Raw genomic sequence first — 20,629 nt, 5'->3', positions numbered from 1 at the left:
GGAGCCGCAGACGACGCTGCCGCCGCCCTGGAGGGGACGGCGGCAGCGTGCGGTGCAGGAGGAGGCTCAGGAGAGGCGCTCGCCCGACTCCGCGTCGAAGATGTGCACGCGGTGGTTCGCGGTCACGTACACGCGGTCGCCCGCGGTCGGGTGCACGCGGCCGTCGACGCGCGCGACGATGTCGGTGCGGCGGCCCTCGACCTCGGTGTGGCCGTAGAGGTAGCCGTCCGAGCCGAGCTCCTCGATGAGGTCGACCTCGATCGGCAGTCCGCCGGGCTGGGTCGAGACGGTGACGTCCTCGGGGCGCACGCCGAGCGTGACGACCTTCTGGTTCGTCTTCGCGAGTGCCTCGCGGGCGATCGGGAGGACGGTGTCTCCGAACTTGACGCCGCCGTCGGTGACGTCCGCGTGGAACAGGTTCATCGCGGGCGAGCCGATGAAGCCGGCCACGAAGACGTTGTTCGGGTTCTCGTACAGGTCGCGGGGCGAGCCGACCTGCTGGAGGAGGCCGTCCTTGAGGACCGCGATGCGGTCGCCCATGGTGAGCGCCTCGGTCTGGTCGTGGGTGACGTAGACCGTGGTGATGCCCAGGCGGCGCTGGAGCGTGCCGATCTGGGTGCGGGTGGACACGCGGAGCTTGGCGTCGAGGTTCGACAGCGGCTCGTCCATGAGGAAGACCTGGGGCTTGCGGACGATGGCGCGGCCCATCGCGACGCGCTGGCGCTGGCCACCGGAGAGCGCCTTCGGCTTGCGGTTCAGGTAGGGCTCGAGGTCGAGCATCTTCGCGGCCTCGAGGACCCGCGCGGCGCGCTCGTCCTTGTTGACGCCGGCGATCTTGAGCGCGAAGCCCATGTTCTCGGCGACCGACATGTGCGGGTACAGCGCGTAGTTCTGGAAGACCATCGCGATGTCGCGGTCCTTCGGCGGAACGTCCGTGACGTTGCGGTCGCCGATGAGGATGCGGCCCTCGTTGACCTCTTCGAGGCCGGCGAGCATGCGCAGCGAGGTGGACTTGCCGCAGCCGGAGGGGCCGACGAGGACGAGGAACTCGCCGTCGCCCACCTCGAGGTTGAGCTTGTCGACGGAGGCGCGAGTGGCCCCGGGGTAGACGCGGGACGCGTGGTCGAAAGTTACGGACGCCATTGTTCTTGCTCCTTCACCGGCAGGTACGTGCCGGACGATCCGAGTGAATGGAAGTGATGGTCATCATCGCGTGGGCGACTCCGACCAACCGTCACAGTATGCCACGGGGCCGACAGTCGTCGGTCGGGCACCGCGTATCCGTCGTTTGGAGGTTTCCCAGGGCTCGCGCGTAGGATTCCGGCGAGTCGCGCCCGGCGACCCCCTTCTTCCCCCTCTCTCATTCGGAGCGTTCTTGTCATGACCACCGGCGGAGCCAATGACCGTCTCTCGAAGAACCAGCGACGAGAGGCCGCCCGAGAGAAGGCGCGCCGCCTGCGCGAGCAGCAGAAGCGCCGCGACCGCGTGAGCCGCTTCGCCCTGCAGGGCGGGCTCGCCGCCGTCGTGATCGCGGTCGTCGTGATCGTGGTCTTCGCCGTCACCTCGAGCATCCGCCCCGCGGGTCCGGGCCCGGCGAACATGGCGAGCGACGGTGTCGTCATCGGCGAGAACATGGTCGCGCAGACGAGCGGCGCCGTCGCCGCCGACGGGACGCCCACCCCCAGCGCGCTCGACACCTCGGCCGGCACGGTCGACATCCGGGTCTACCTCGACTACCTCTGCCCCTACTGCGGCCAGTTCGAGAAGACCAACGGCGACCAGATCAAGGAGTGGGTGACCAGCGGTGCCGCGACGGTCGAGATCCACCCGATCGCCATCCTCACGACCCGCTCCAACGGCACCAAGTACTCGGAGCGCTCGGCCAACGCCGCCGCGTGCGTCGCGGACCGCTCGCCCGACTCGTTCTTCGACTTCAACTCCCTGCTGTTCGCCAACCAGCCGGCGGAGGGGACCGACGGACTCTCGGACGACCAGTTGAAGGACTACGCCTCGCAGGCGGGCGTCGAGGACACGGCGGCCGTGAACACCTGCATCGACGACCAGAGCTTCGTGAGCTGGGTCCGCGCCGCGACCGAGCGCGCCACATCGGGTCCGCTGCCCGGCACGGACGTGCCCGCTGTCACGGGCACCCCGACCGTCCTGGTCAACGGCGAGGCGTACTCGGGCTCGCTGACCGACCCGGACGCCTTCAGCTCCTTCGTGCTCTCGGCCGCCGCCGACTCCTACTCGTCGGCGACTCCCGCGCCCACCTCCTCCGAGACCCCGGCGCCGAGCGACACGCCCGCCTCGACCGAGGCCCCCGCGTCGACCGAGACGCCCGCGTCGACCGAGACCCCGGCTCCCGGCGACGCCCCGGTCTCCACCGAGGCTCCGGCCTCCTCCGAGCCGACTCCGGCCGCCGCGGGCTGAGCCGCGGACGCGCAGGAGCCCCGCGTATGCAGAAGGCCCCGACCGCACGCAGCGGTCGGGGCCTTCTTCTCTCCTGAGCCGACGACGGGACTTGAACCCGTAACCGCCCGATTACAAGTCGGGTGCGCTACCAATTGCGCCACGTCGGCAGGTGCGCTCGCGCGCCCGGCCACCCTATCGCGGGCCCCGGATCCGCCCGGATCGGGGCCCGCCGCGTCTCACGGTTCGAGGATGCTGAGGTGCCGCTCGGCGGGAGCGGGACGCTTGGGGCCGCCGATCTTCCCGTCGGGACGGCCGACGTAGAGCCAGCCGAGCAGCTCCTCGCCCTTCTCGAGGCGATGCGCCTTCCGCACGGCCTTGTCGCGCGTGTAGGAGCCGGTGCGCCAGAAGACACCCCAGCCCGCCTCGTCGAGCAGCAGGCTCAGGAGGTGGGCGACGCCCGAGGCGACGGCCTCCTGCTCCCAGGCCGGCACCTTCGACTTCTTGACGCTGACCACGACGGCCAGCAGCAGGGAGGCGCGGTGCGTCTTCTCGATGTACTTCCGCGGGTCCTTCTTCGCCCCCGAGGCGACCGCGAAGCTGCGGCCGACCCGGTCGCGGGCGGCGCCGCGGATCTCGATGACCCGCCACGGGCGCAGCGAGCTGTGATCGGCGAGACGCGACGCCGCCGAGACGAACGCCGCGATCTCGTCGTGCCCCGGAGCCTCCGGCGTCACCTTCGAGCGCGATCGGCGCGCGAGGACGGCCTCGAGCACGGGGGAGGAGGACACGGTCACTCGCCCTCGGCCTGGAAGTTCAGGGCGATCGAGTTCATGCAGTAGCGGTCGCCGGTGGGCGTGCCGAAGCCGTCGGGGAAGACGTGTCCCAGGTGGGATCCGCAGTTCGCGCAGCGGACCTCGGTGCGGACCATGCCGAGGGTGCTGTCCTCGATCAGCTGGACCGCGTCCGGGTTCACGGACTCGTAGAAGCTCGGCCAGCCGCAGCCGGAGTCGAACTTGGTGCCGCTCTTGAAGAGCTCGGCGTTGCAGGCGGCACAGGTGTAGAGGCCGGAGCGGTGCTCGTCGAGCAGCTCGCCGGTCCACGGGCGCTCGGTGGCCGCTTCGCGCAGGACCGCGTACTGGTCGCGGTCGAGCTCCTCGCGCCACTCGGCGTCGGACTTGTTCACGGAATACGACGACATGGGTCTCCCTCGGAATCCTCGTCAGTGTACGGGGGCGGTCGCGCCCCTCCACCTGGTCCAACCCCCGGGGCGACGGCTCCATTCCGCCTCCGCGGGCTGTGGAGGAGACTCCCCGCCTCCATGCCGCGACACGGTCACGAGGTGTTCGGAGCGCCTCCCCGGCGGCGGCCGTGGGCCTGCCTACCCTGGAGGGATGAGCAGGACGACGGACCCGAGGCCGGGCACCGGTCTGTCCGAGCGCGAGCTGCGGGTGCTCGCCTTCGAGCGCGAGTGGACGGCCCGCTCCGGGGACAAGGACGACGCCATCCGCTCCCAGTTCGGACTGTCGGCCGCCCGCTATTATCAGGTGCTCAGCGCGGTGCTCGCCTCTCCGGCCGCCCTCGCGCACGACCCGATGCTCGTCACGCGGCTGCAGCGCATCCGCGACCAGCGCGCCGGCGCCCGCGCCTCGCGACGCCTCGGGCGCCTCGAGTAGACGAGCTGCTCGAGTCCACCAACGGAAGGCCGGCCGTACCCCCGATGTCGAACACGCACCCGAGAGACCGCTTCGACGAGGTCCCGGCGACGGAGGCGCGCGTCGGCGCCCACCGCCGGCCGCCGGCCCCTCACGCCCGCGCCGTCGCCCTCGCCTGGGCCGCGCTCGCCACCGGAGTCATCGTCCTGCTCGGCTTCATCGGGCTGCTGGTCATCGACGACCGGGTGCAGTTCACAGACGTGTTCACTCCGCCCACCGCGACCGCGGAGGCGACCCCGACCGCTGCCGCGACGCTCGATCCCGAGCTCGCCGTCGCCGTCCTCAACGGCACCGCCACCGTCGGACTCGCCGCCAGCGCCGGCGACGCCCTGACGACGGCCGGCTGGAGCGTCCCGACCGTCGCGAACGCGAACACCGAGGACATCGCCGCCACGACCGTCTACTTCACCGACCCGGCGCTCGAGGGAGCGGCCCTCGGTCTCGTCGACTCGCTCGGAACGGGGACCGTCCTGCTCTCGCAGGACTTCGTCGAGACGGGCTCCGTCGTCGTGGTCCTGGGGGCCGATTACGCGTCCGAGCAGGGCTGATCGGGGCCCTCTGTTACGGGCACGTTTCCTCCGTGTTGAATCCCGGGCAACTCTTCCCCGCGAGGCCCTTTCCAGCCCCTCCCGGGGCCGATAGCCGGATTAGTATTCCTGACCAGGCACCAGCACATCGCTCGTGCCGCGGGCATCACAGCACTGGGGAGTACAGAGATGGCGAACGGAACCGTCAAGTGGTTCAACGCTGAGAAGGGCTACGGCTTCATCACGGTCGACGGCGGCGGACAGGACGTCTTCGTCCACTACTCCGCGATCGACATGTCGGGGTACAAGGTCCTCGAGGAGGGGCAGCAGGTCGCGTTCGAGGTCGGCACGGGGTCGAAGGGCCCCCAGGCCGAATCGGTCCGCCCGGCCTGACCGCCGAGCCTCCCGGGAGCCGTCGTCCGCCTCGTGCGGGCGGCGGCTCCTTCGTGTCGGAGCGCGTGCCGGTCGCTTGCACTCGTCCACCGCGAGTGCCAGAATCGACCTTGGCACTCGCTCCGGTCGAGTGCCAGCACAGACATTTCACGACGTCCGGGAGGGACGAGAAACACACATGGCCAAGATCATTGCTTTTGACGAAGAAGCCCGCCGCGGCCTCGAGCGTGGACTCAACACTCTGGCCGACGCGGTCAAGGTGACCCTCGGCCCGCGCGGCCGCAACGTCGTCCTCGAGAAGAAGTGGGGCGCTCCCACCATCACGAACGACGGCGTCTCCATCGCCAAGGAGATCGAGCTCGACGAGCCGTACGAGAAGATCGGCGCCGAGCTCGTCAAGGAGGTCGCCAAGAAGACCGACGACGTCGCCGGCGACGGAACCACCACCGCGACCGTCCTCGCTCAGGCGCTCGTCCGCGAGGGCCTGCGCAACGTCGCGGCCGGCGCCGACCCGATCAGCCTCAAGAAGGGCATCGAGAAGGCCGTCAAGGCCGTCACCGCCGAGCTCATCGCCGGCGCGAAGGCGATCGAGACCAAGGAGGAGATCGCGGCGACCGCCTCCATCTCCGCCGCGGACCCCGAGATCGGCGCGATCATCGCCGAGGCGATCGACAAGGTCGGCAAGGAGGGAGTCGTCACCGTCGAGGAGTCGAACACCTTCGGCACCGAGCTCGAGCTCACCGAGGGCATGCGCTTCGACAAGGGCTACCTGTCGCAGTACTTCGTGACCGACCCCGACCGCCAGGAGGCGGTGTTCGAGGACCCCTACATCCTCATCGTCAACTCCAAGGTCTCGAACATCAAGGACCTGCTCCCGGTCGTCGACAAGGTGATCCAGGCGGGCAAGCAGCTGCTGATCATCGCCGAGGACGTCGACGGCGAGGCGCTGGCGACCCTGGTCGTCAACAAGATCCGCGGCATCTTCAAGTCGGTCGCCGTCAAGGCCCCCGGCTTCGGCGACCGTCGCAAGGCGCAGCTCCAGGACATCGCGATCCTCACCGGCGGCCAGGTCATCTCCGAGGAGGTCGGCCTCAAGCTCGAGAATGTCACCCTCGACCTGCTCGGCTCGGCCCGCAAGGTCGTCATCACCAAGGACGAGACCACGATCGTCGAGGGTGCCGGCGACGCCGAGGCCATCGCCGGCCGCGTCGCCCAGATCCGCGGCGAGATCGAGAACACCGACAGCGACTACGACCGCGAGAAGCTCCAGGAGCGCCTCGCGAAGCTCGCCGGCGGCGTCGCGGTCATCAAGGCCGGAGCGGCGACCGAGGTCGAGCTCAAGGAGCGCAAGCACCGCATCGAGGACGCCGTCCGCAACGCGAAGGCCGCCGTCGAGGAGGGCATCGTCGCCGGTGGTGGCGTCGCCCTCATCCAGGCCGGCAAGCTCGCCTTCGAGAAGCTCGAGCTCGTCGGAGACGAGGCGACCGGCGCGAACATCGTCAAGGTCGCCATCGACGCCCCGCTCAAGCAGATCGCCCTCAACGCGGGCATGGAGCCCGGCGTCGTCGCTGCGAAGGTCCGCGAGCTGCCCACCGGACACGGCCTCAACGCCGCGACCGGCGAGTACGTCGACCTCATCGCCGCGGGCATCATCGACCCGGTCAAGGTCACGCGCTCCGCTCTGCAGAACGCGGCGTCGATCGCCGGTCTCTTCCTCACCACGGAGGCCGTCGTCGCCGACAAGCCCGAGAAGAACCCGGTCGCCGCGGGCGGCGACCCCACCGGAGGCATGGACTTCTAGTCCGTCCCCCCACCACGCAGAAGGCGGTTCCCCTCCGGGGGAGCCGCCTTCGGCGTTTCCGGAGGCATCTGAGCGAGCAGCAGGCGACCGGACCGGCAGGTGGTCCTGGATCCGCTCCGCGACCACAACGGCGGTCCTCCTGCGGTGGCACCGCCCTCCGCGCCGCCTCGGTCTCCTCAGCGGACACCGGCACCAGAAGCGCGTGGGGTGCGCCGGTGCGGGTCGCGACGTACGGGGTCGGGGCGGAGATGTCGTCGGCCGAACGGATGCGGACGGCGACTCTGCAAGAGCCGGCGACGCGGCATCCGTCGAGCGTCGGGTGTCATCTCCAGCGGTCCGGGCGGGCTCGCCGCCCGTTGGTCCCCAAGAGGAGAGAGTGAGCCGTGCGCGGCCGTGCGCGGCCGTGCGCGGCCGTGCGCGGCCGTGAGCGCCGGGTGCGCGAGGTCACGGTCGCCCCGGGCGGATCGATCCGTGCCGCTCGCGGACGTCGACGGGAGAGCTCGGACCGAAGGGGCCCCCGAGGAAGGACGGACCGCGGTTCGGATCAGACCGAGGCGGGGGAGGTCTCGCCGTTCTGGCCGACCGTGAGCAGCGGCAGCGCGACGCGGAAGGTCGCGCCTCCGCCCGGCGTCTCGACGACGTCCACGCGGCCCTTGTGCGCGGCGACGATCGAGGAGACGATCGCCAGTCCGAGGCCGCTGCCGCCGGTCTCGCGGGTCCGCGAGGTGTCCGCGCGCCAGAAGCGCTGGAAGATCTTCTCGCGGATCTGCGGCGGGATGCCCTCGCCGTGATCGATGACCTCCAGCAGGGCGAGGCGGCGGGAGCGGTCGACGGCGACGCCGATCTCGATCGGAGTGTCCTCGGGCGTGTAGCGGACGGCGTTTCCGATCAGGTTCGTCAGGACCTGGCGGATCTTGTTCTCCTCCGCCATCACCATCGCGGGCACGCCCGGCTCCTCGGGGGCGGTGGCGGTGCCGGCGGCGATCTCCTCGGCGTTGACCCGGCGCGGACGCCGGCGGAATCGGGCGAGCCTCGCTCCTGCCGCGGCGATCGGGCCGGTGAGCCCGGGGTTCGTCAGCTCCATGGTCTGCGTGGCGGAGGCGCCGGCCTCGTCGGGCTCGAGCGCGGGCGTCTCCACGGGGGTGTCGTCGCGGGTCTCGACGCCGAAGTCGCGGTCGGGCCAGGAGGCCATCGCGTCCATCGCGGCGTCGCGGGCGAGCGGCATCAGATCGACGGGCGCGAGTGCGAGAGGCTTCGTCTCGTCGAGGCGGGCGAGCTCGAGGAGGTCCTCGACCAGGCCGCCCATCCGGATCGCCTCCTTCTCGATGCGCTCCATCGCCTGGCCGACGGCCTCGGGCGTCTGCAGAGCGCCCATCCGGTACAGCTCGGCGTAGCCGCGGACCGACACCAGCGGCGTGCGCAGCTCGTGGCTGGCGTCGCCGACGAAGCGGCGCATCTGGTCGATCGTGCGGGCGCGGTCGCGGAAGGCGGAGTCGATCCGCCCGAGCATCGCGTTCAGGGAGCGGTTGAGGCGTCCGACCTCGGTGTTGGGCGTCGTGCCGTCCAGGCGCTGGCTGAAGTCGCCGTCGGCGATGGCGGCGGCGGTCTGCTCGACCTCGCGCAGCGGGGCGAAGGTGGTGGTGACCAGCAGGCGGGTGAGGAGTGCGCCGATCACGACGATCGCGACTCCGAAGCCGAGGAAGATCGTGAGGTACGTCGTCATGATGACGTCGACGCTGCGGGTCGACACCGCGAGCAGGAGCGTCTGGTACTCGGTGCCCCTCGTGAACACCGTCGACATGACGTGGTACTCGACCTTGCCGTTGGAGCTCCAGATCTCCATCGGCTTGTCGCCGCCCTGCAGCGCCTGTTCGAGGGTGAAGGTCTGCGGGAAGGCGGGGTCGGCCGCGCCGGACGCGTTCGTGTTGTCGAGCGTGCCGTACTGGTCGTAGACGGCGCCGAAATCGGCCTTGGACTCGTCGATCGCGGCCAGGTCGTTGACGGAGAGGTCGCTCGCCGTCCGCTGGACCTGGTCGGCCAGCTGTGCGTCGAGCTGGGCGACGAGCTGCGGCTTCAGCATCGTCATCGTCCCGATCCCGGAGACGAGGAGTCCCAGCGTGAGCAGGAGGACCGTGACCGCGGTGATCTTCGTGCGCAACGAGATGGAGTTCCACCGCTCGGCCAGACCCTGGTGCATGGCGGTGGAACTCCCTCGGGATCGGCGGGCGCCGCGCCTCCGGCGGGAGGTGGCGCCGAGGTGGCGGAGGCTAGGCCTTCGCGACCTTCAGCATGTATCCGAATCCTCGCTTGGTCTGGATGAGCGATTCCTCCGAATGCGTGTCGAGCTTACGTCGCAGGTACGAGATGTAGGACTCGACGATGCCCGCATCGCCGTTGAAGTCGTACTCCCACACGTGGTCGAGGATCTGCGCCTTGCTGAGCACCCGGTTCGGGTTGAGCATCAGATAGCGGAGCAGCTTGAACTCGGTGGGGCTGAGCTCCACAGGCTCGTCGCCGACGAGGACCTCGTGCGTGTCCTGGTCCATGGTCAGCTCGCCGGCCCGGATGACCGCGTCCTCCTCGGCGTGCATGGTGCGGCGGAGGATCGCCTTTATGCGCGCGACGATCTCGTCGAGGCTGAACGGCTTCGTGACGTAGTCGTCACCGCCGACGGTGAGGCCCGTGATCTTGTCCTCGGTGTCGTCCTTCGCCGTGAGGAAGAGGATGGGGGAGGTGTACCCGGCCGAGCGGAGGCGCTTGGTCACGCCGAACCCGTTCATGTCGGGGAGCATCACGTCGAGGATGATCAGGTCCGGCTCCTCCTCGAGGACTGCCGAGATGGCCTGGGCCCCGTTGCCGACCGCACGCACGGCGAAGCCGGCGAAGCGGAGGCTCGTGGTGAGCAGGTCTCTGATGTTGGGCTCGTCGTCGACGATGAGAATGCGGGGTCCGTCCATGCAGGACAGTATCTGGCCGTCGGCTGTACGAAGTCTGGGAGGCGGTTGTCCGGGCGCTCGGTGCAGGCTCGGCGGCGGGGAACGCCGGATCGGAGGCGGTGCGGCAGGAGGAGAGCGCGTCCGATCAGGGCTGCGCGCGGCGGCGCCGGACACCCACGATGAGCATCGCGATCATCATGAGGAACGCGATGGGCAGGCCCACCAGCGGCACGGCGAAGACGAACTGCCAGAACGGGCCGGCGTACTCGCGGATCCCGAGCGCGGGGGCGACCAGGATCGCGAGGAACGCGAGGACCGTCACGACGATGATCGCGATGAACATGTAGGCGAGCGTGCGCTCCGCGCGTCCGACGCCCGCCGGCTCCTGTGGCTTCACTCGTCAAGGATAGGGCGGCCCCGGTCGACTAAACTGATGGCTGCTTCATTTCCAGGAGGGGTCTGCATGCCTACCGGCAAGGTCAAGTTCTACGACGAGGAGAAGGGCTTCGGCTTCATCAGCACTGATGACGGCCAGGAGGTCTTCCTGCACGCTTCCGCGCTGCCCTCCGGGACCGCGGTCAAGGCCGGCACCCGCCTCGAGTTCGGCATCGCCGACGGCAAGCGCGGGGCGCAGGCGCTCTCGGCGCGCGTCCTCGACGCCCCGCCGAGCCTGGTGAAGCTCAACCGGAAGTCCGCGGACGACATGTCCGTGATCGTGGAGGACACGGTCAAGCTGCTCGACGGGATCGGCGCCGGGCTCAAGCGCGGCCGCTACCCCGACAAGGCCCACGGGCGCACGATCGCGGCGCTCCTGCGCCGGGTTGCGGACGAGCTGGATGCCTGACGCCGACGGCACGACCGACGAGCAGCGCCCGGTCGAGGAGACCGTCGCCGCTCCGACCCCGGAGGACGCTCGCGTGGAGCAGTCCTCGGAAGAGGGCGACTCCGGCGAGCCGGACACGACTCCTGCCGAGGAGGACTCCTCCGCCGAGGACGCGAGCGGAGCCGACGAGGAGATCGCCGCTGACGAGGCGGCTCCTGTCGACGAGGCTCCCTCCGGCGAGGGTGAGAGCGACGCCGCCCTCCCGGTGACCGAGGCTCCTGGCGAGGACTCCGCCTCTGCGGAGGAGACTCCTCCGGCCGACGGTGTCGCCGCTGAGGCGGGGGCTCCCGGCGCGGACACGGCTTCTGCTGCAGTGCCGGCTCCTGCTGAGGACGCGGCCACTGCTGACGATGCGGTTCCTGCTGACGACGCGGGAACATCTGAGGACTCGGCTCCTGCTCAGGACATGGCTCCTGCTGACGACTTGACTCCTGCTGAGGATGCGGCTCCTGCTGAGGATGCGGCTCCTGCTGAGGATGCGGCTCCTGCTGAGGATGCGGCTCCTGCTGAGGATGCGGCTCCTGCTGAGGACGGTGCTCCTGCTGAGGATGCGACTTCTGCTGAGGATTCCGCCCCCGTCGCCGACGACCGTTCCGAGGCCGACGACGACGCTTCCCCGGGGGAGGCGGACGAGGCCGCCGCGGACGAGGCTCCCGAGCCCGTCTACGAGGCGGACGCCGTGCTCGCGGGGTCTCTCGATGTCGCTCGCGCCGCGCTCGCCGAGATCGCCCCCGAGGGGACGATCGGGGAGCTGGTCACGACTCTGGCGCAGGGCGAGCACGTCGTGTCGCTGCAGTTCGCGAACCTCATGCGCGGGTACCCGGGTTGGCTGTGGACGGCGACGCTGTCCCGGATCGACGAGACCGAGGACGTGAACGTCCTGGAGGTCGAGCTGCTGCCGGGCGAGGGCGCGGTCCTCGCTCCGGACTGGGTGCCGTGGTCCGTGCGTCTCGCCGACTACCAGACCGCGCAGGACTCGCTCGGCGAGGAGGTCGAGGACGCGGACGACGACGAGCTCGAGGACGCCGAGGAAGACGACCTCGACGACGAGTCGGACGACGACTCCCTCGAGGACGCGGGCGACGACGACGACTCGGATGACGACGACGACTCGGAGGACGATTCCGACGACCACGACTCGGACGACGAGGACTCGGACGAGGACGACTCCGACGACCCGGACGACGACCCCGACGACGAGGATTCCGACGACGTCGGGCCCGAACCCGCTCCCGCCCCGACCACCCGTCGCCGTCGCCGTCGCCGCTGATCCGGTCCGGCGCCGCCCGATGAGCATCGACTCCGACACCCGCATCGCCTATCCCGACGGCGCCGTGCGCTCCTCCGGGCGCGTGCAGCACGTGGGCCGGCTGCAGGACGGCCGCTGGGCGGTCGTCCTCGATGCGACCGCCGCTCACCCCGTCGACCCGACCTGGCCCGACCAGGGGCCCGACCGCGGTGCGCTGGTCGTGGCGGGGGAGCGGCTTCCCCTCATCGACTGCCGCATCGGGGCATGGCAGGGCGGCGAGCTGCACGTCGGCGAGCGGCTCCCGGCGCGGCTCGACACTCCGGAGTGGACCTTCGTCGTCGTCCACATCGTCGACGACGCCTCCTCACTCCACGTGGACGACGAGGTCGACGTCGAGGTCGAGCAGGAGCACCGGCACGAGCTCTCCCGCGGGCACACCGCCTGCCACCTCGCCTCCCTCGCCCTCAACGCCGCTCTGGCCTCGTTCTGGTCGAAGCCGGCACGCACCGACGCCCTGGGCAACCCCGACTTCGACCAGGCCGCGATCCAGACCTCGCGGATCCGCGAGTCCGGCTCCACCGACGTCTACCGCCTCGGCAAGTCCCTCCGACGCAGCGGGATGGACACCGCCCGCCTGCTGGCGGAGATCCTCGAGGTGCAGGAGCGGGTGAACGCCCTCCTCGCCGAGTGGATCGCCTCGGACGCGGAGGTGCGCATCGAGCGCGACGACGACCTCCTCAGCACGCGGCGGACATGGCGCTGCACCCTCCCCGCGGGGGACGCCGCGATCGCGTGCGGCGGCACCCACGTCGAGCGCCTCGGCGAGTTCACCGGCCTGCGCGTCCGTCTCGAGCCCGAGGCCGACGGCACCGGACTCCGGATGGAGACCGACGCGGTCTAGCGGCGGTTGCGGCTGTAGAACAGCCCGATCGTGCCGAGGACCAGTCCGATCACGACGGTCGACAGGACGACCGGCTCGATGACGGCTCCGACGGCCGTCGCCACGAGCACGGCCACGAGCGCGACCGCCCAGACGACGCATCCGACCAGCAGAGCCGTCGCGTCGTCGCTCGCGTAGGGCGGCGGCGCGGGCCGCCGCTCCTCCTCGCGCAGCCACAGCCGCATGGCGTGCCTCAGACCGCCAGGCGCTCGAGGACGTGGTCGATGCAGCCGAGCAGCGAGCGGACGTCGTCCGGCTCGATCGCGACGAACGTCGCCACGCGCAGCTGGTTGCGGCCGAGCTTGCGGTACGGCTCCGTGTCGACGATCCCGTTCGCGCGGAGGATCTTCGCGACGAGAGCGGCATCGACGGAGGCGTCGAAGTCGACGGTCGCGACGACCTGGGAGCGGTGCTCGGGCACCTCGACGAACGGGGTGGCGAGGCTCGAGGCCTCGGCCCAGTCGTAGATCGTGGAGGAGGACTCAGCCGTGCGCGCCGACGCCCAGGCCAGGCCGCCCGAGGCGTTCATCCACTCGAGCTGCGACTCCATCAGCAGGAGGGTCGAGAGCGCCGGAGTGTTCAGCGTCTGGTTCAGGCGCGAGTTGTCGACGGCGTTCTTGAGGCTCAGGAACTCGGGGATGTAGCGGCCGCTCGCCGCGATGCGCTCGATCCGCTCGATCGCGGCGGGGGAGAAGAGGCCGAACCAGAGTCCGCCGTCGGAGGCGAAGTTCTTCTGCGGGGCGAAGTAGTAGACGTCGGCCTCGGCGATGTCGACGTCGATGCCGCCCGCCGCGCTGGTGGCATCGATGACGGTGAGCGCGCCCTCGTCGCCGCGGACCCGGCGGACCGGGGCCATCACTCCGGTGCTCGTCTCGTTGTGGGGCCACGCGTACACGTCGATCCCCTCGACGATCTCGACCTCGCTCCGGGACCCCGCGGGGGCGGAGACGACGTGGGCCGGCTCGAGGAACGGCGCGGAGGCGGCGGCCGCGAACTTCTGGCCGAACTCGCCGAACGTGAGGTTCTCGGCGCGGCGCTCGATGAGGGAGAAGGCGGCGGCGTCCCAGAAGGCGGTCGAGCCGCCGTTGCCCAGCAGGACCTCGTAGCCGTCGGGGATGCGGAACAGCGTGGCGAGGTGCTCGCGCACGCGCCCGACGAGGTCCTTGACGGGCGCCTGGCGGTGCGAGGTCCCGAGGAGGTGCGCGCCCTGCGTCGCGAGGTGGGCGAGCTGGTCGTGCCGCACCTTGGACGGGCCGCAGCCGAACCGTCCGTCGTGGGGGAGCAGCTCGCGAGGAATGGTGAGGTCCGGCATGCGTTAATACTAGGGTTCCCGGCCCGCACCCCTCCTCCGAGCGACGGAGGCCTGCGTCGCGCCGCAGCGCCGATGCTGCGTCGAGGCGACCACTAGGGTGGAGCGCGCCGAGACGGGAAGGCTGAGATGACGGATCTGATCGACACCACCGAGATGTACCTGCGCACCATCCTCGAGCTCGAGGAGGAGAACATCATCCCGCTGCGCGCGCGCATCTCGGAGCGGCTCAGCCACTCCGGGCCGACCGTGTCGCAGACCGTCGGTCGCATGGAGCGCGACGGCCTCGTCGTCGTCTCGGGCGACCGCCACCTCGAGCTCACCTCCGACGGCCGCCGCAAGGCGATCCACGTCATGCGCAAGCACCGCCTCGCCGAGCGGCTCCTCCACGACGTCATCAAGCTCGACTGGGAGTTCGTGCACGAGGAGGCCTGCCGCTGGGAGCACGTGATGAGCGAGCAGGTCGAGCGCCGTCTCCTCGAGATGCTCGACCACCCGACGGAGTCGCCCTACGGCAATCCGATCCCGGGCCTGGACGAGCTCGGCGACACCCCCGCCTCCCGCTTCGCCGACGGCGTCATCAGCCTGCCGCGCTTCGTCGCGGGGTCGAGCGAGCCCCGCCGCGGCGTCGTCCGACGCCTCGGCGAGCCGGCGCAGGTCGATCCGGAGCTCCTCCTCCAGCTCAAGCAGGCCGGGGTCGTGCCCGGTGCCGAGGGCGAGTTCTCGGCCCTCAACGGCTACGTGCTCGCGCGCATCGACGGAGCCGAGGCGGGCATCGAGCTGCCCAACGAGGTCGCTGCGCACATCTTCCTCGTCGTCTGACCCGCGCGTCCCTGGGAGTGGCCCGTACGGGCCCTTACCGCATCCGGTGACCGGAGGCGAACGGGAGAGCGGTCTCTTTCCGCCGAGAAGGTGACAAATCGGTAACGGTCGCTTACGCTCTGTGGAGCCCTGCGGCCGAGCCTCGGTCCCAGGGCGCGGGATCCGACGCCCCCACACCCGTCTCGGATCCTGTGCACACCGATGCTTTGTGCATGAGACGGGACAGCTGCCTGGGCTGAGGGGACGTCGGAGGATCTCCCCCTTGCCCCAGAACCCCCTCACCCCGAACGAGGACGCCGGCTCACCCGACCGGTTCCGCTCCAACCACCCCGACCGCTCCGGCGACGCGACCTTCGAGAACCGGCCCCCGGTCATCCGCGCCCGGATCGACGGGGACGCACCCGTCTCCCGTCGCGCCGTTCCCGCAGCTCCTGCCCGCCGCGCGGACATCACCGACTTCGTGGCGTCGCCGGCCGGGACCCCGCGCAAGCGCCGGGGCCGTGTCGTCGGCAAGGTCGCGATGGTCGGCTTCGCCGGCGCGCTGGTCGCGACCATGGCGCTCCCTGCCTACGCCTTCACTCCGGGCAGCCAGGACGACGGCCTGTTCGCGGCGTCGCGAGCCGACCTCCTCCGCCAGGGCTCCGCGCAGACCGTCGCCGTCGACGGCGGAGTGGTGCAGGCCGCGATCGCCCGAGACGGCTTCTCGGCCGAGGCGGCGCCCCCGCCGCCCGCACCGGAGCCCGAGCCCGTCGTGGTCGCCGAGCCCGTTGTCGACACGAGCGACGTCGCCGAGGCGCGCGCCGAGACCGCCGAGGAGTTCAACTCCTACTCCGGCGCCTCGGCCAGCGAGATCGCGGCCGCCGCCCCGACCACCAGCTACAGCCTCTCGGCGGTGTTCGACACGGCGATGCAGTACCAGGGCGTGCCCTACGTCTTCGGCGGAGCCGACCCGAGCGGCTTCGACTGCTCCGGCTTCGTGATGTACGTCTTCGCGCAGTACGGCATCTCGATGCCGCACTCGGCCGCGGGCCAGGGCGCCATGGGCACCCCCGTCTCGCTCGCCGACGCGCAGCCCGGCGACCTCGTCATCATGGACGGCCACGACGGCTTCTACGCCGGCAACGGCAACATCCTGCACGCACCCTACGAGGGCGCGAGCGTCCGCGTGCAGCCGCTGTGGACCTCCGACTACCGGATCGTGCGCATCAACGGCTGATCCGGTCGATCCGCTCGAGAGCCCGTCCCCTCCTGGAGGGGGCGGGCTCTCGTCGTCCCGCCGTGTGAACGCCGCGTGACGAATCCGGACCGACCCCTGGTGTTCCGGGCGTGAAGGGTTAACCTGAACCCCAGTCCGCTCGCGTGGCGAGCGGATCGATTCGTCGAGGGACGGAGTGCCGGGATGGCCGAGCGGAGCGGGCGCCACAGCGTGGGGCTGCGCTCGCGCGTGCGGCAGGCCGATTCAATACGCGCGCGGGTCCTCACCGCTGCGGTGCACTCCTCCGACACGCGGATACGACTCCACGTCATCGCGCGGCACTCCGCCGCGGCCTCGCAGGGCGCCGTCATCACGACGGCGCCCTTGCTCGTGGTCGCGGCGCCTTCGCGCGACGGCGTGCGACAGCACGGAGGTCACTGATGCGCACTCTGGTTCTCAACGCCGGCTACGAGCCGCTCGCGGTGGTGTCGTTCAAGCGGGCCCTGGTCCTGCTGATGACGGAGAAGGCGACCGTGATCGCCGCGGACGAGGGCAATCCGGTGCACAGCGCGCACGGCGACCACGTGCGGCCCTCGGTGATCGTGCTGACCCGGTACGTGCGCATCCCGAGCGGCCGGAGTGTGCCGGTATCGCGCCGGGGCGTGCTCCGCCGGGACAACCACCGCTGCGGATACTGCGGTCAGCACGCGGCGACGATCGACCACATCCAGCCCAAGTCGCGCGGGGGCCGGGACACGTGGGAGAACCTCGTCGCCTGCTGCCAGCGCTGCAACAACGTCAAGAGCGACCGAACCCCGCACGAGATGGGATGGCGTCTGCGCACCGTCCCCCGGATGCCGCGCGCCGGCTCCTGGCTCGTGCGCGGCGCGGAGCGGACGCAGCCCGACTGGGACGACTACCTGGCTCCCGCAGCCTGACAGGCCGCGGTCGCGCCGCTGGCGGCGTCGTCGTCGGGCGCGATCGCCGGTATCGCTTCCTCCTCCGCCTTGCCAGCGCCTGACGGGCCGCGGTCGCGCCGCTGGCGGCGTTGTCGTCGGGCGCGATACCGCCGGTATCGCTTCCTCCTCCGCCTTGCCAGCGACACGACCGCGACCCGTCAGGAGAGGGGCGTCGGGTGCGGCCCAGCGTTACTCGTTGTCGTTGCCGGTGTTGGCGCTGGCGTTGCCGGAGCGCTCGCCGGCCCAGGTCCAGTTCGCGACCTCGGGGATGTCCTCGCCGTGCTCGCGGGTGTAGGCGCGGGCGCGGATGCGGGCGTCCTGCATCTCCTGGCGGAGACCGGCGGCGCGGGCGCCGAGGCCGGGGGTCCGGTCGATGACGTCGATCACCAGCGAGTAGCGGTCGAGGTCGTTGAGCATCACCATGTCGAAGGGAGTGGTGGTGGTGCCGTTCTCCTTGTACCCGCGCACGTGCAGGTTGCCGTGGCCGGTCCGCTTGTAGGTCAGGCGGTGGATCAGCCACGGATAGCCGTGGTACGCGAACACGATCGGGCGGTCGGGGGTGAAGACCGCATCGAACTCGCGGTCGGAGAGGCCGTGCGGGTGCTCCGACTCCGACATCAGACGCATCAGATCGACCACGTTGACCGTGCGGATCGCAAGGTCCGGCAGCGTCTCGCGGAGGATGCTCACCGCCGCGAGGGTCTCGAGGGTCGGCACGTCGCCCGCGCAGGCGAGCACGACGTCCGGGGACTCGCCCTGCCGCTCGCTGCTCGCCCACTCCAGGATGCCGAGGCCCCGCGTGCAGTGCGCGACCGCCTCCGCCATCGTGAGCCACTGGGGCGAGGGCTGCTTGCCGGCGACGACCACGTTGACGTAGTCCACGCTCCGGAGGCAGTGGTCGTAGGTCGAGAGGAGCGTGTTCGCGTCGAAGGGCAGGTAGACGCGCACGACCTCGGGCTTCTTATTGACGACGTGGTCGATGAAGCCCGGGTCCTGGTGGCTGAAGCCGTTGTGGTCCTGGCGCCAGACGTGGCTCGAGAGCAGGTAGTTGAGGCTCGCGATCGGGCGGCGCCACTCGATGTCGCGGGTGCCGTCCAGCCACTTCGCGTGCTGGTTGAACATCGAGTCGATGATGTGGATGAACGCCTCGTAGCAGGTGAAGAGCCCGTGGCGGCCGGTGAGCAGGTAGCCCTCCAGCCACCCCTGGCACTGGTGCTCCGAGAGCACCTCCATGACCCGCCCGGCGCGAGCCAGGTGGTCGTCGAGGGGGCTGAGCTCGGCGTCCCACTGCTTGTCGGTGGCGGCGTAGACGGACTGCAGCCGGTTGCTCGCGACCTCGTCCGGCCCGAAGAGGCGGAAGTTGGTCGGGTTGGCGCGGATGACGTCGGCGAGCCATTCGCCGAGCACCTTGGTCGCCTCCGCGACGGTGCCACCCGGCTGCTCCACGACGACCTCGTAGCGGCGGAAGTCGGGCAGGTCGAGGGTCTGCCGCAGCAGCCCGCCGTTCGCGTGCGGGGTCGCGCTCATCCGCAGCTCGCCCTCGGGGGCCAGCGAGCGGACGCGGTCGACCACGCCGCCCTCCTCGGTGAAGAGCTCCTCGGGCCGGTAGGAGCGGAGCCAGTCCTCGAGGAGGCGGGTGTGCGCCTCGGTGTCGCGGGCGTTGGGCAGCGGGACCTGGTGCGAGCGGTAGGTGCCCTCCACCTGGACGCCGTCGATCTCGGTCGGGCAGGTCCAGCCCTTCGGGGTCTTCAGCACGATCATCGGCCAGGCCGGGCGTGAGAGGTCGCCGGCGGCGGCGCGCTCCTTGATCGCCGCGATGCGGTTGAGCACCGTGTCCAGGACGTCGGCGAACCGCTCGTGCACGCGCATCGGGTCCTCGCCGTCGAAGCCGCCCTCGACGAGGAACGGCTCGTGGCCGTAGCCCCGGAGGAGGCTGTCGAGCTCCTCCTGCGGGATGCGGGCGAGGACGGTCGGGTTCGCGATCTTCCAGCCGTTGAGGTGCAGGATCGGCAGGACGACGCCGTCGGTGAGCGGGTTCACGAACTTGTTGGAGTGCCAGCTGGTGGCGAGCGGGCCGGTCTCGGCCTCGCCGTCGCCGACGACCGCCGCGACCAGGAGGTCCGGGTTGTCGAAGGCCGCTCCGTACGCGTGGCTCAGCGCGTACCCGAGCTCTCCGCCCTCGTGGATGCTGCCCGGAGTCTCGGGGGCGGCGTGGCTGGGGATGCCCCCGGGGAAGCTGAACTGGCGGAAGAGGCGGCGCAGCCCCTCCTCCGACTCGTCGATGTGGGAGTAGATCTCGCTGTAGGTGCCGTCGAGGTAGGCGTTGGCGACCATGCCCGGTCCGCCGTGGCCGGGACCGGTGATGTAGAGGGTCGGCTGGCGGCGCTCGCGGATCGCGCGGTTCAGGTGCGCGTAGATCAGGTTGAGGCCGGGGGTGGTGCCCCAGTGGCCGAGCAGGCGGGGCTTGATGTCCTCCCGGCTCAGCGGGGTCTTCAGGAGCGGGTTCGCGAGCAGGTAGATCTGCCCGACCGCGAGGTAGTTCGCGGCGCGCCACCAGGCGTCGACGGTGTCGAGAGTGTCCTGCGTCAGCTCGGCGTCGGCGGGTCGGGCGATCCAGCTGTGCTCGGGGACGGGCAGGAGGGACGGAGCGGGGGAGTCGGCCATGTGCCCACGCTGGCATCCGGACGCCCGGGGCGGAAGGGCCTTGCAGGCCCGGCTCCGGAGGGGGTCAGGCGCGCGGCGTCGCCCGGCGGAGGACCAGCGAGCCGACCGCCGTCAGGAGCGCGGCGGGGACGAGGAGCAGAGCGGCGGCTCCGGCGGTGCCCGCGCTCTCGAGGACGTCCACCACGACCGGCCGGCCGCCGGCGAGAGCGACGACGACGACCACCGCGAGTGCCGCCGCTCCGAGGACGAGGAGGAAGGCCGTCACTCCGCGCTCCCGCCAGCGGAGGAAGACCGCGCCCGTTGCTCCGCCGAGGGCGAAGGCGGCGAGGAGCGAGCAGAGCAGGACGACGAAGCGCTCGAGCCACGGGCCGTCGAGGGGAGAGGCGAGGAAGAGCGCGCCGCCCAGCCACCAGCCCCTGGTCGCCTCCTCGATCGCCCCGAGGGCCATGACGATCGCGGACCAGAGCACGGACAGTGCCGCGAAGGCGAGGGCGCTGCCGAGGACGTGGTCGCGCCGGGTCGCTCCGTAGCTCAGCGCCAGCCCGAAGGTGGCGGTCGTGGCCTGGATGGAGCCGATGAAGAGGAAGACGACGATCAGCATCCCCGGCCCCACGAGCAGGATGCCCGAGTCGCCGCCGCCCCGCTCGGCCCCGATCCCGCGGAGGACGAGCCACCAGATCACGAGGTTGCCGGCGAGGACGGCGAGCAGGACGAGCAGCGGCCAGCCGAGGACCGTCCCGGGGTGGGCGAGGTGGAGCCTCAGGACGGAGAGGATCCTCCGCGGGGAGGCGGAGCGGCGGGCGGGGGCGGTCATGGTCGGTCCTCTC

The 20,629-nt window shown here is 70.9% G+C and carries 21 protein-coding genes and 1 tRNA gene; 11 read left to right on the top strand and 11 right to left on the bottom strand.

The features are described from left to right. Positions 1-66: 66 nt before the first annotated feature. Positions 67-1,143 (bottom strand): ABC transporter ATP-binding protein, encoded by a 1,077-nt coding sequence (locus tag C5C99_RS08325; protein ID WP_104339904.1) that lies wholly within the window; start codon positions 1,141-1,143, stop codon positions 67-69. A 237-nt stretch (positions 1,144-1,380) separates the two neighbouring features. Here C5C99_RS08325 and C5C99_RS08320 point away from each other — a divergent pair, with 237 nt between their 5' ends. Then, positions 1,381-2,430 carry a thioredoxin domain-containing protein gene (locus C5C99_RS08320; RefSeq protein ID WP_104314574.1) on the top strand — a complete coding sequence of 350 codons (1,050 nt, stop codon included), beginning with the start codon at positions 1,381-1,383 and terminating at the stop codon, positions 2,428-2,430. A 76-nt stretch (positions 2,431-2,506) separates the two neighbouring features. Here the strand turns inward: C5C99_RS08320 and C5C99_RS08315 are convergent. From C5C99_RS08315 to msrB, 3 genes are all read right to left on the bottom strand, one after another. Continuing rightward, positions 2,507-2,579 (bottom strand) — tRNA-Thr (locus C5C99_RS08315). A 69-nt stretch (positions 2,580-2,648) separates the two neighbouring features. Beyond that, positions 2,649-3,206, bottom strand: a complete 558-nt coding sequence (locus C5C99_RS08310; RefSeq protein WP_104226480.1) for a nitroreductase family protein — start codon at positions 3,204-3,206, stop codon at positions 2,649-2,651. After that, entirely contained in the window at positions 3,203-3,610 is a 408-nt protein-coding gene (gene msrB / locus C5C99_RS08305) for a peptide-methionine (R)-S-oxide reductase MsrB (RefSeq protein WP_104255437.1), read from the bottom strand. Before msrB ends, C5C99_RS08310 begins: the two co-directional genes overlap by 4 nt. Positions 3,611-3,803: 193 nt before the next feature. Between msrB and C5C99_RS08300 the strand changes: the two genes are divergently transcribed. From C5C99_RS08300 to groL, 4 genes are all read left to right on the top strand, one after another. Next, the gene (locus tag C5C99_RS08300; protein ID WP_104224597.1) at positions 3,804-4,085 is read left to right on the top strand and encodes a DUF3263 domain-containing protein; all 282 of its coding nucleotides are present in this window, start codon (positions 3,804-3,806) and stop codon (positions 4,083-4,085) included. Positions 4,086-4,129: 44 nt separating this feature from the next. After that, complete coding sequence (locus C5C99_RS08295; RefSeq protein ID WP_104337243.1) at positions 4,130-4,672, top strand: LytR C-terminal domain-containing protein; 543 nt, start codon at positions 4,130-4,132, stop codon at positions 4,670-4,672. A 168-nt stretch (positions 4,673-4,840) separates the two neighbouring features. Beyond that, complete coding sequence (locus C5C99_RS08290) at positions 4,841-5,044, top strand: cold-shock protein (RefSeq protein ID WP_104224599.1); 204 nt, start codon at positions 4,841-4,843, stop codon at positions 5,042-5,044. A 178-nt stretch (positions 5,045-5,222) separates the two neighbouring features. Then, on the top strand, positions 5,223-6,845 hold the full coding sequence (gene groL / locus C5C99_RS08285; protein ID WP_104224600.1) for a chaperonin GroEL: 1,623 nt from the start codon (positions 5,223-5,225) through the stop codon (positions 6,843-6,845). Positions 6,846-7,389: 544 nt separating this feature from the next. Here groL and C5C99_RS08280 read toward each other — a convergent pair. The 3 genes from C5C99_RS08280 to C5C99_RS08270 form a co-directional block, all read right to left on the bottom strand. After that, entirely contained in the window at positions 7,390-9,042 is a 1,653-nt protein-coding gene (locus C5C99_RS08280; RefSeq protein ID WP_104224601.1) for a HAMP domain-containing sensor histidine kinase, read from the bottom strand. A gap of 70 nt (positions 9,043-9,112) precedes the next feature. After that, on the bottom strand, positions 9,113-9,802 hold the full coding sequence (locus C5C99_RS08275) for a response regulator transcription factor (protein ID WP_055787731.1): 690 nt from the start codon (positions 9,800-9,802) through the stop codon (positions 9,113-9,115). Positions 9,803-9,926: 124 nt separating this feature from the next. Then, positions 9,927-10,178, bottom strand: a complete 252-nt coding sequence (locus C5C99_RS08270) for a hypothetical protein (RefSeq protein WP_258061220.1) — start codon at positions 10,176-10,178, stop codon at positions 9,927-9,929. A 66-nt stretch (positions 10,179-10,244) separates the two neighbouring features. Between C5C99_RS08270 and C5C99_RS08265 the strand changes: the two genes are divergently transcribed. Genes C5C99_RS08265 through C5C99_RS08255 form a run of 3 tightly spaced genes read left to right on the top strand, consistent with a single transcriptional unit; the run spans position 10,245 to position 12,814 of the window. Continuing rightward, complete coding sequence (locus C5C99_RS08265; protein WP_104224602.1) at positions 10,245-10,625, top strand: cold-shock protein; 381 nt, start codon at positions 10,245-10,247, stop codon at positions 10,623-10,625. Further along, positions 10,618-11,934 carry a DUF3027 domain-containing protein gene (locus C5C99_RS08260; protein ID WP_258063668.1) on the top strand — a complete coding sequence of 439 codons (1,317 nt, stop codon included), beginning with the start codon at positions 10,618-10,620 and terminating at the stop codon, positions 11,932-11,934. The genes C5C99_RS08265 and C5C99_RS08260 overlap by 8 nt, the downstream gene beginning before the upstream one ends. 19 nt (positions 11,935-11,953) lie before the next feature. Next, positions 11,954-12,814 carry a metal-dependent hydrolase gene (locus C5C99_RS08255; RefSeq protein WP_104339903.1) on the top strand — a complete coding sequence of 287 codons (861 nt, stop codon included), beginning with the start codon at positions 11,954-11,956 and terminating at the stop codon, positions 12,812-12,814. Here the strand turns inward: C5C99_RS08255 and C5C99_RS08250 are convergent. Together C5C99_RS08250 and serC are read right to left on the bottom strand one after the other, a co-directional pair. Then, the gene (locus C5C99_RS08250) at positions 12,811-13,038 is read right to left on the bottom strand and encodes a DUF2530 domain-containing protein (RefSeq protein ID WP_104224604.1); all 228 of its coding nucleotides are present in this window, start codon (positions 13,036-13,038) and stop codon (positions 12,811-12,813) included. The two genes, C5C99_RS08255 and C5C99_RS08250, sit on opposite strands and share 4 nt — an antisense overlap. 8 nt (positions 13,039-13,046) lie before the next feature. Continuing rightward, entirely contained in the window at positions 13,047-14,165 is a 1,119-nt protein-coding gene (gene serC / locus C5C99_RS08245; protein ID WP_104263055.1) for a phosphoserine transaminase, read from the bottom strand. 126 nt (positions 14,166-14,291) lie between these two features. Here serC and C5C99_RS08240 point away from each other — a divergent pair, with 126 nt between their 5' ends. The 3 genes from C5C99_RS08240 (at position 14,292) to C5C99_RS08225 (ending at position 17,117) form a co-directional block, all read left to right on the top strand. After that, a complete protein-coding gene (locus C5C99_RS08240; protein WP_104224606.1) occupies positions 14,292-14,984 on the top strand; it encodes a metal-dependent transcriptional regulator in 693 nt (230 codons plus the stop codon). Between the two features lie 262 nt (positions 14,985-15,246). Beyond that, complete coding sequence (locus tag C5C99_RS17320) at positions 15,247-16,200, top strand: C40 family peptidase (RefSeq protein ID WP_258063667.1); 954 nt, start codon at positions 15,247-15,249, stop codon at positions 16,198-16,200. 419 nt (positions 16,201-16,619) lie between these two features. Beyond that, a complete protein-coding gene (locus C5C99_RS08225; protein ID WP_104224608.1) occupies positions 16,620-17,117 on the top strand; it encodes an HNH endonuclease in 498 nt (165 codons plus the stop codon). A gap of 210 nt (positions 17,118-17,327) precedes the next feature. Here C5C99_RS08225 and C5C99_RS08220 read toward each other — a convergent pair whose 3' ends face one another. Together C5C99_RS08220 and C5C99_RS08215 are read right to left on the bottom strand one after the other, a co-directional pair. Further along, a complete protein-coding gene (locus tag C5C99_RS08220) occupies positions 17,328-19,802 on the bottom strand; it encodes a phosphoketolase (RefSeq protein WP_104339901.1) in 2,475 nt (824 codons plus the stop codon). 64 nt (positions 19,803-19,866) lie between these two features. After that, positions 19,867-20,616, bottom strand: a complete 750-nt coding sequence (locus C5C99_RS08215; protein ID WP_104339900.1) for a hypothetical protein — start codon at positions 20,614-20,616, stop codon at positions 19,867-19,869. Between the last annotated feature and the right edge of the window lie 13 nt (positions 20,617-20,629).

Source organism: Rathayibacter sp. AY1C4 (assembly GCF_002932195.1).
Taxonomy (GTDB): domain Bacteria; phylum Actinomycetota; class Actinomycetes; order Actinomycetales; family Microbacteriaceae; genus Rathayibacter.
The sequence above is the reverse complement of the archived record's forward strand: the minus strand, read 5'-3'. Positions and strand labels throughout refer to the sequence as shown.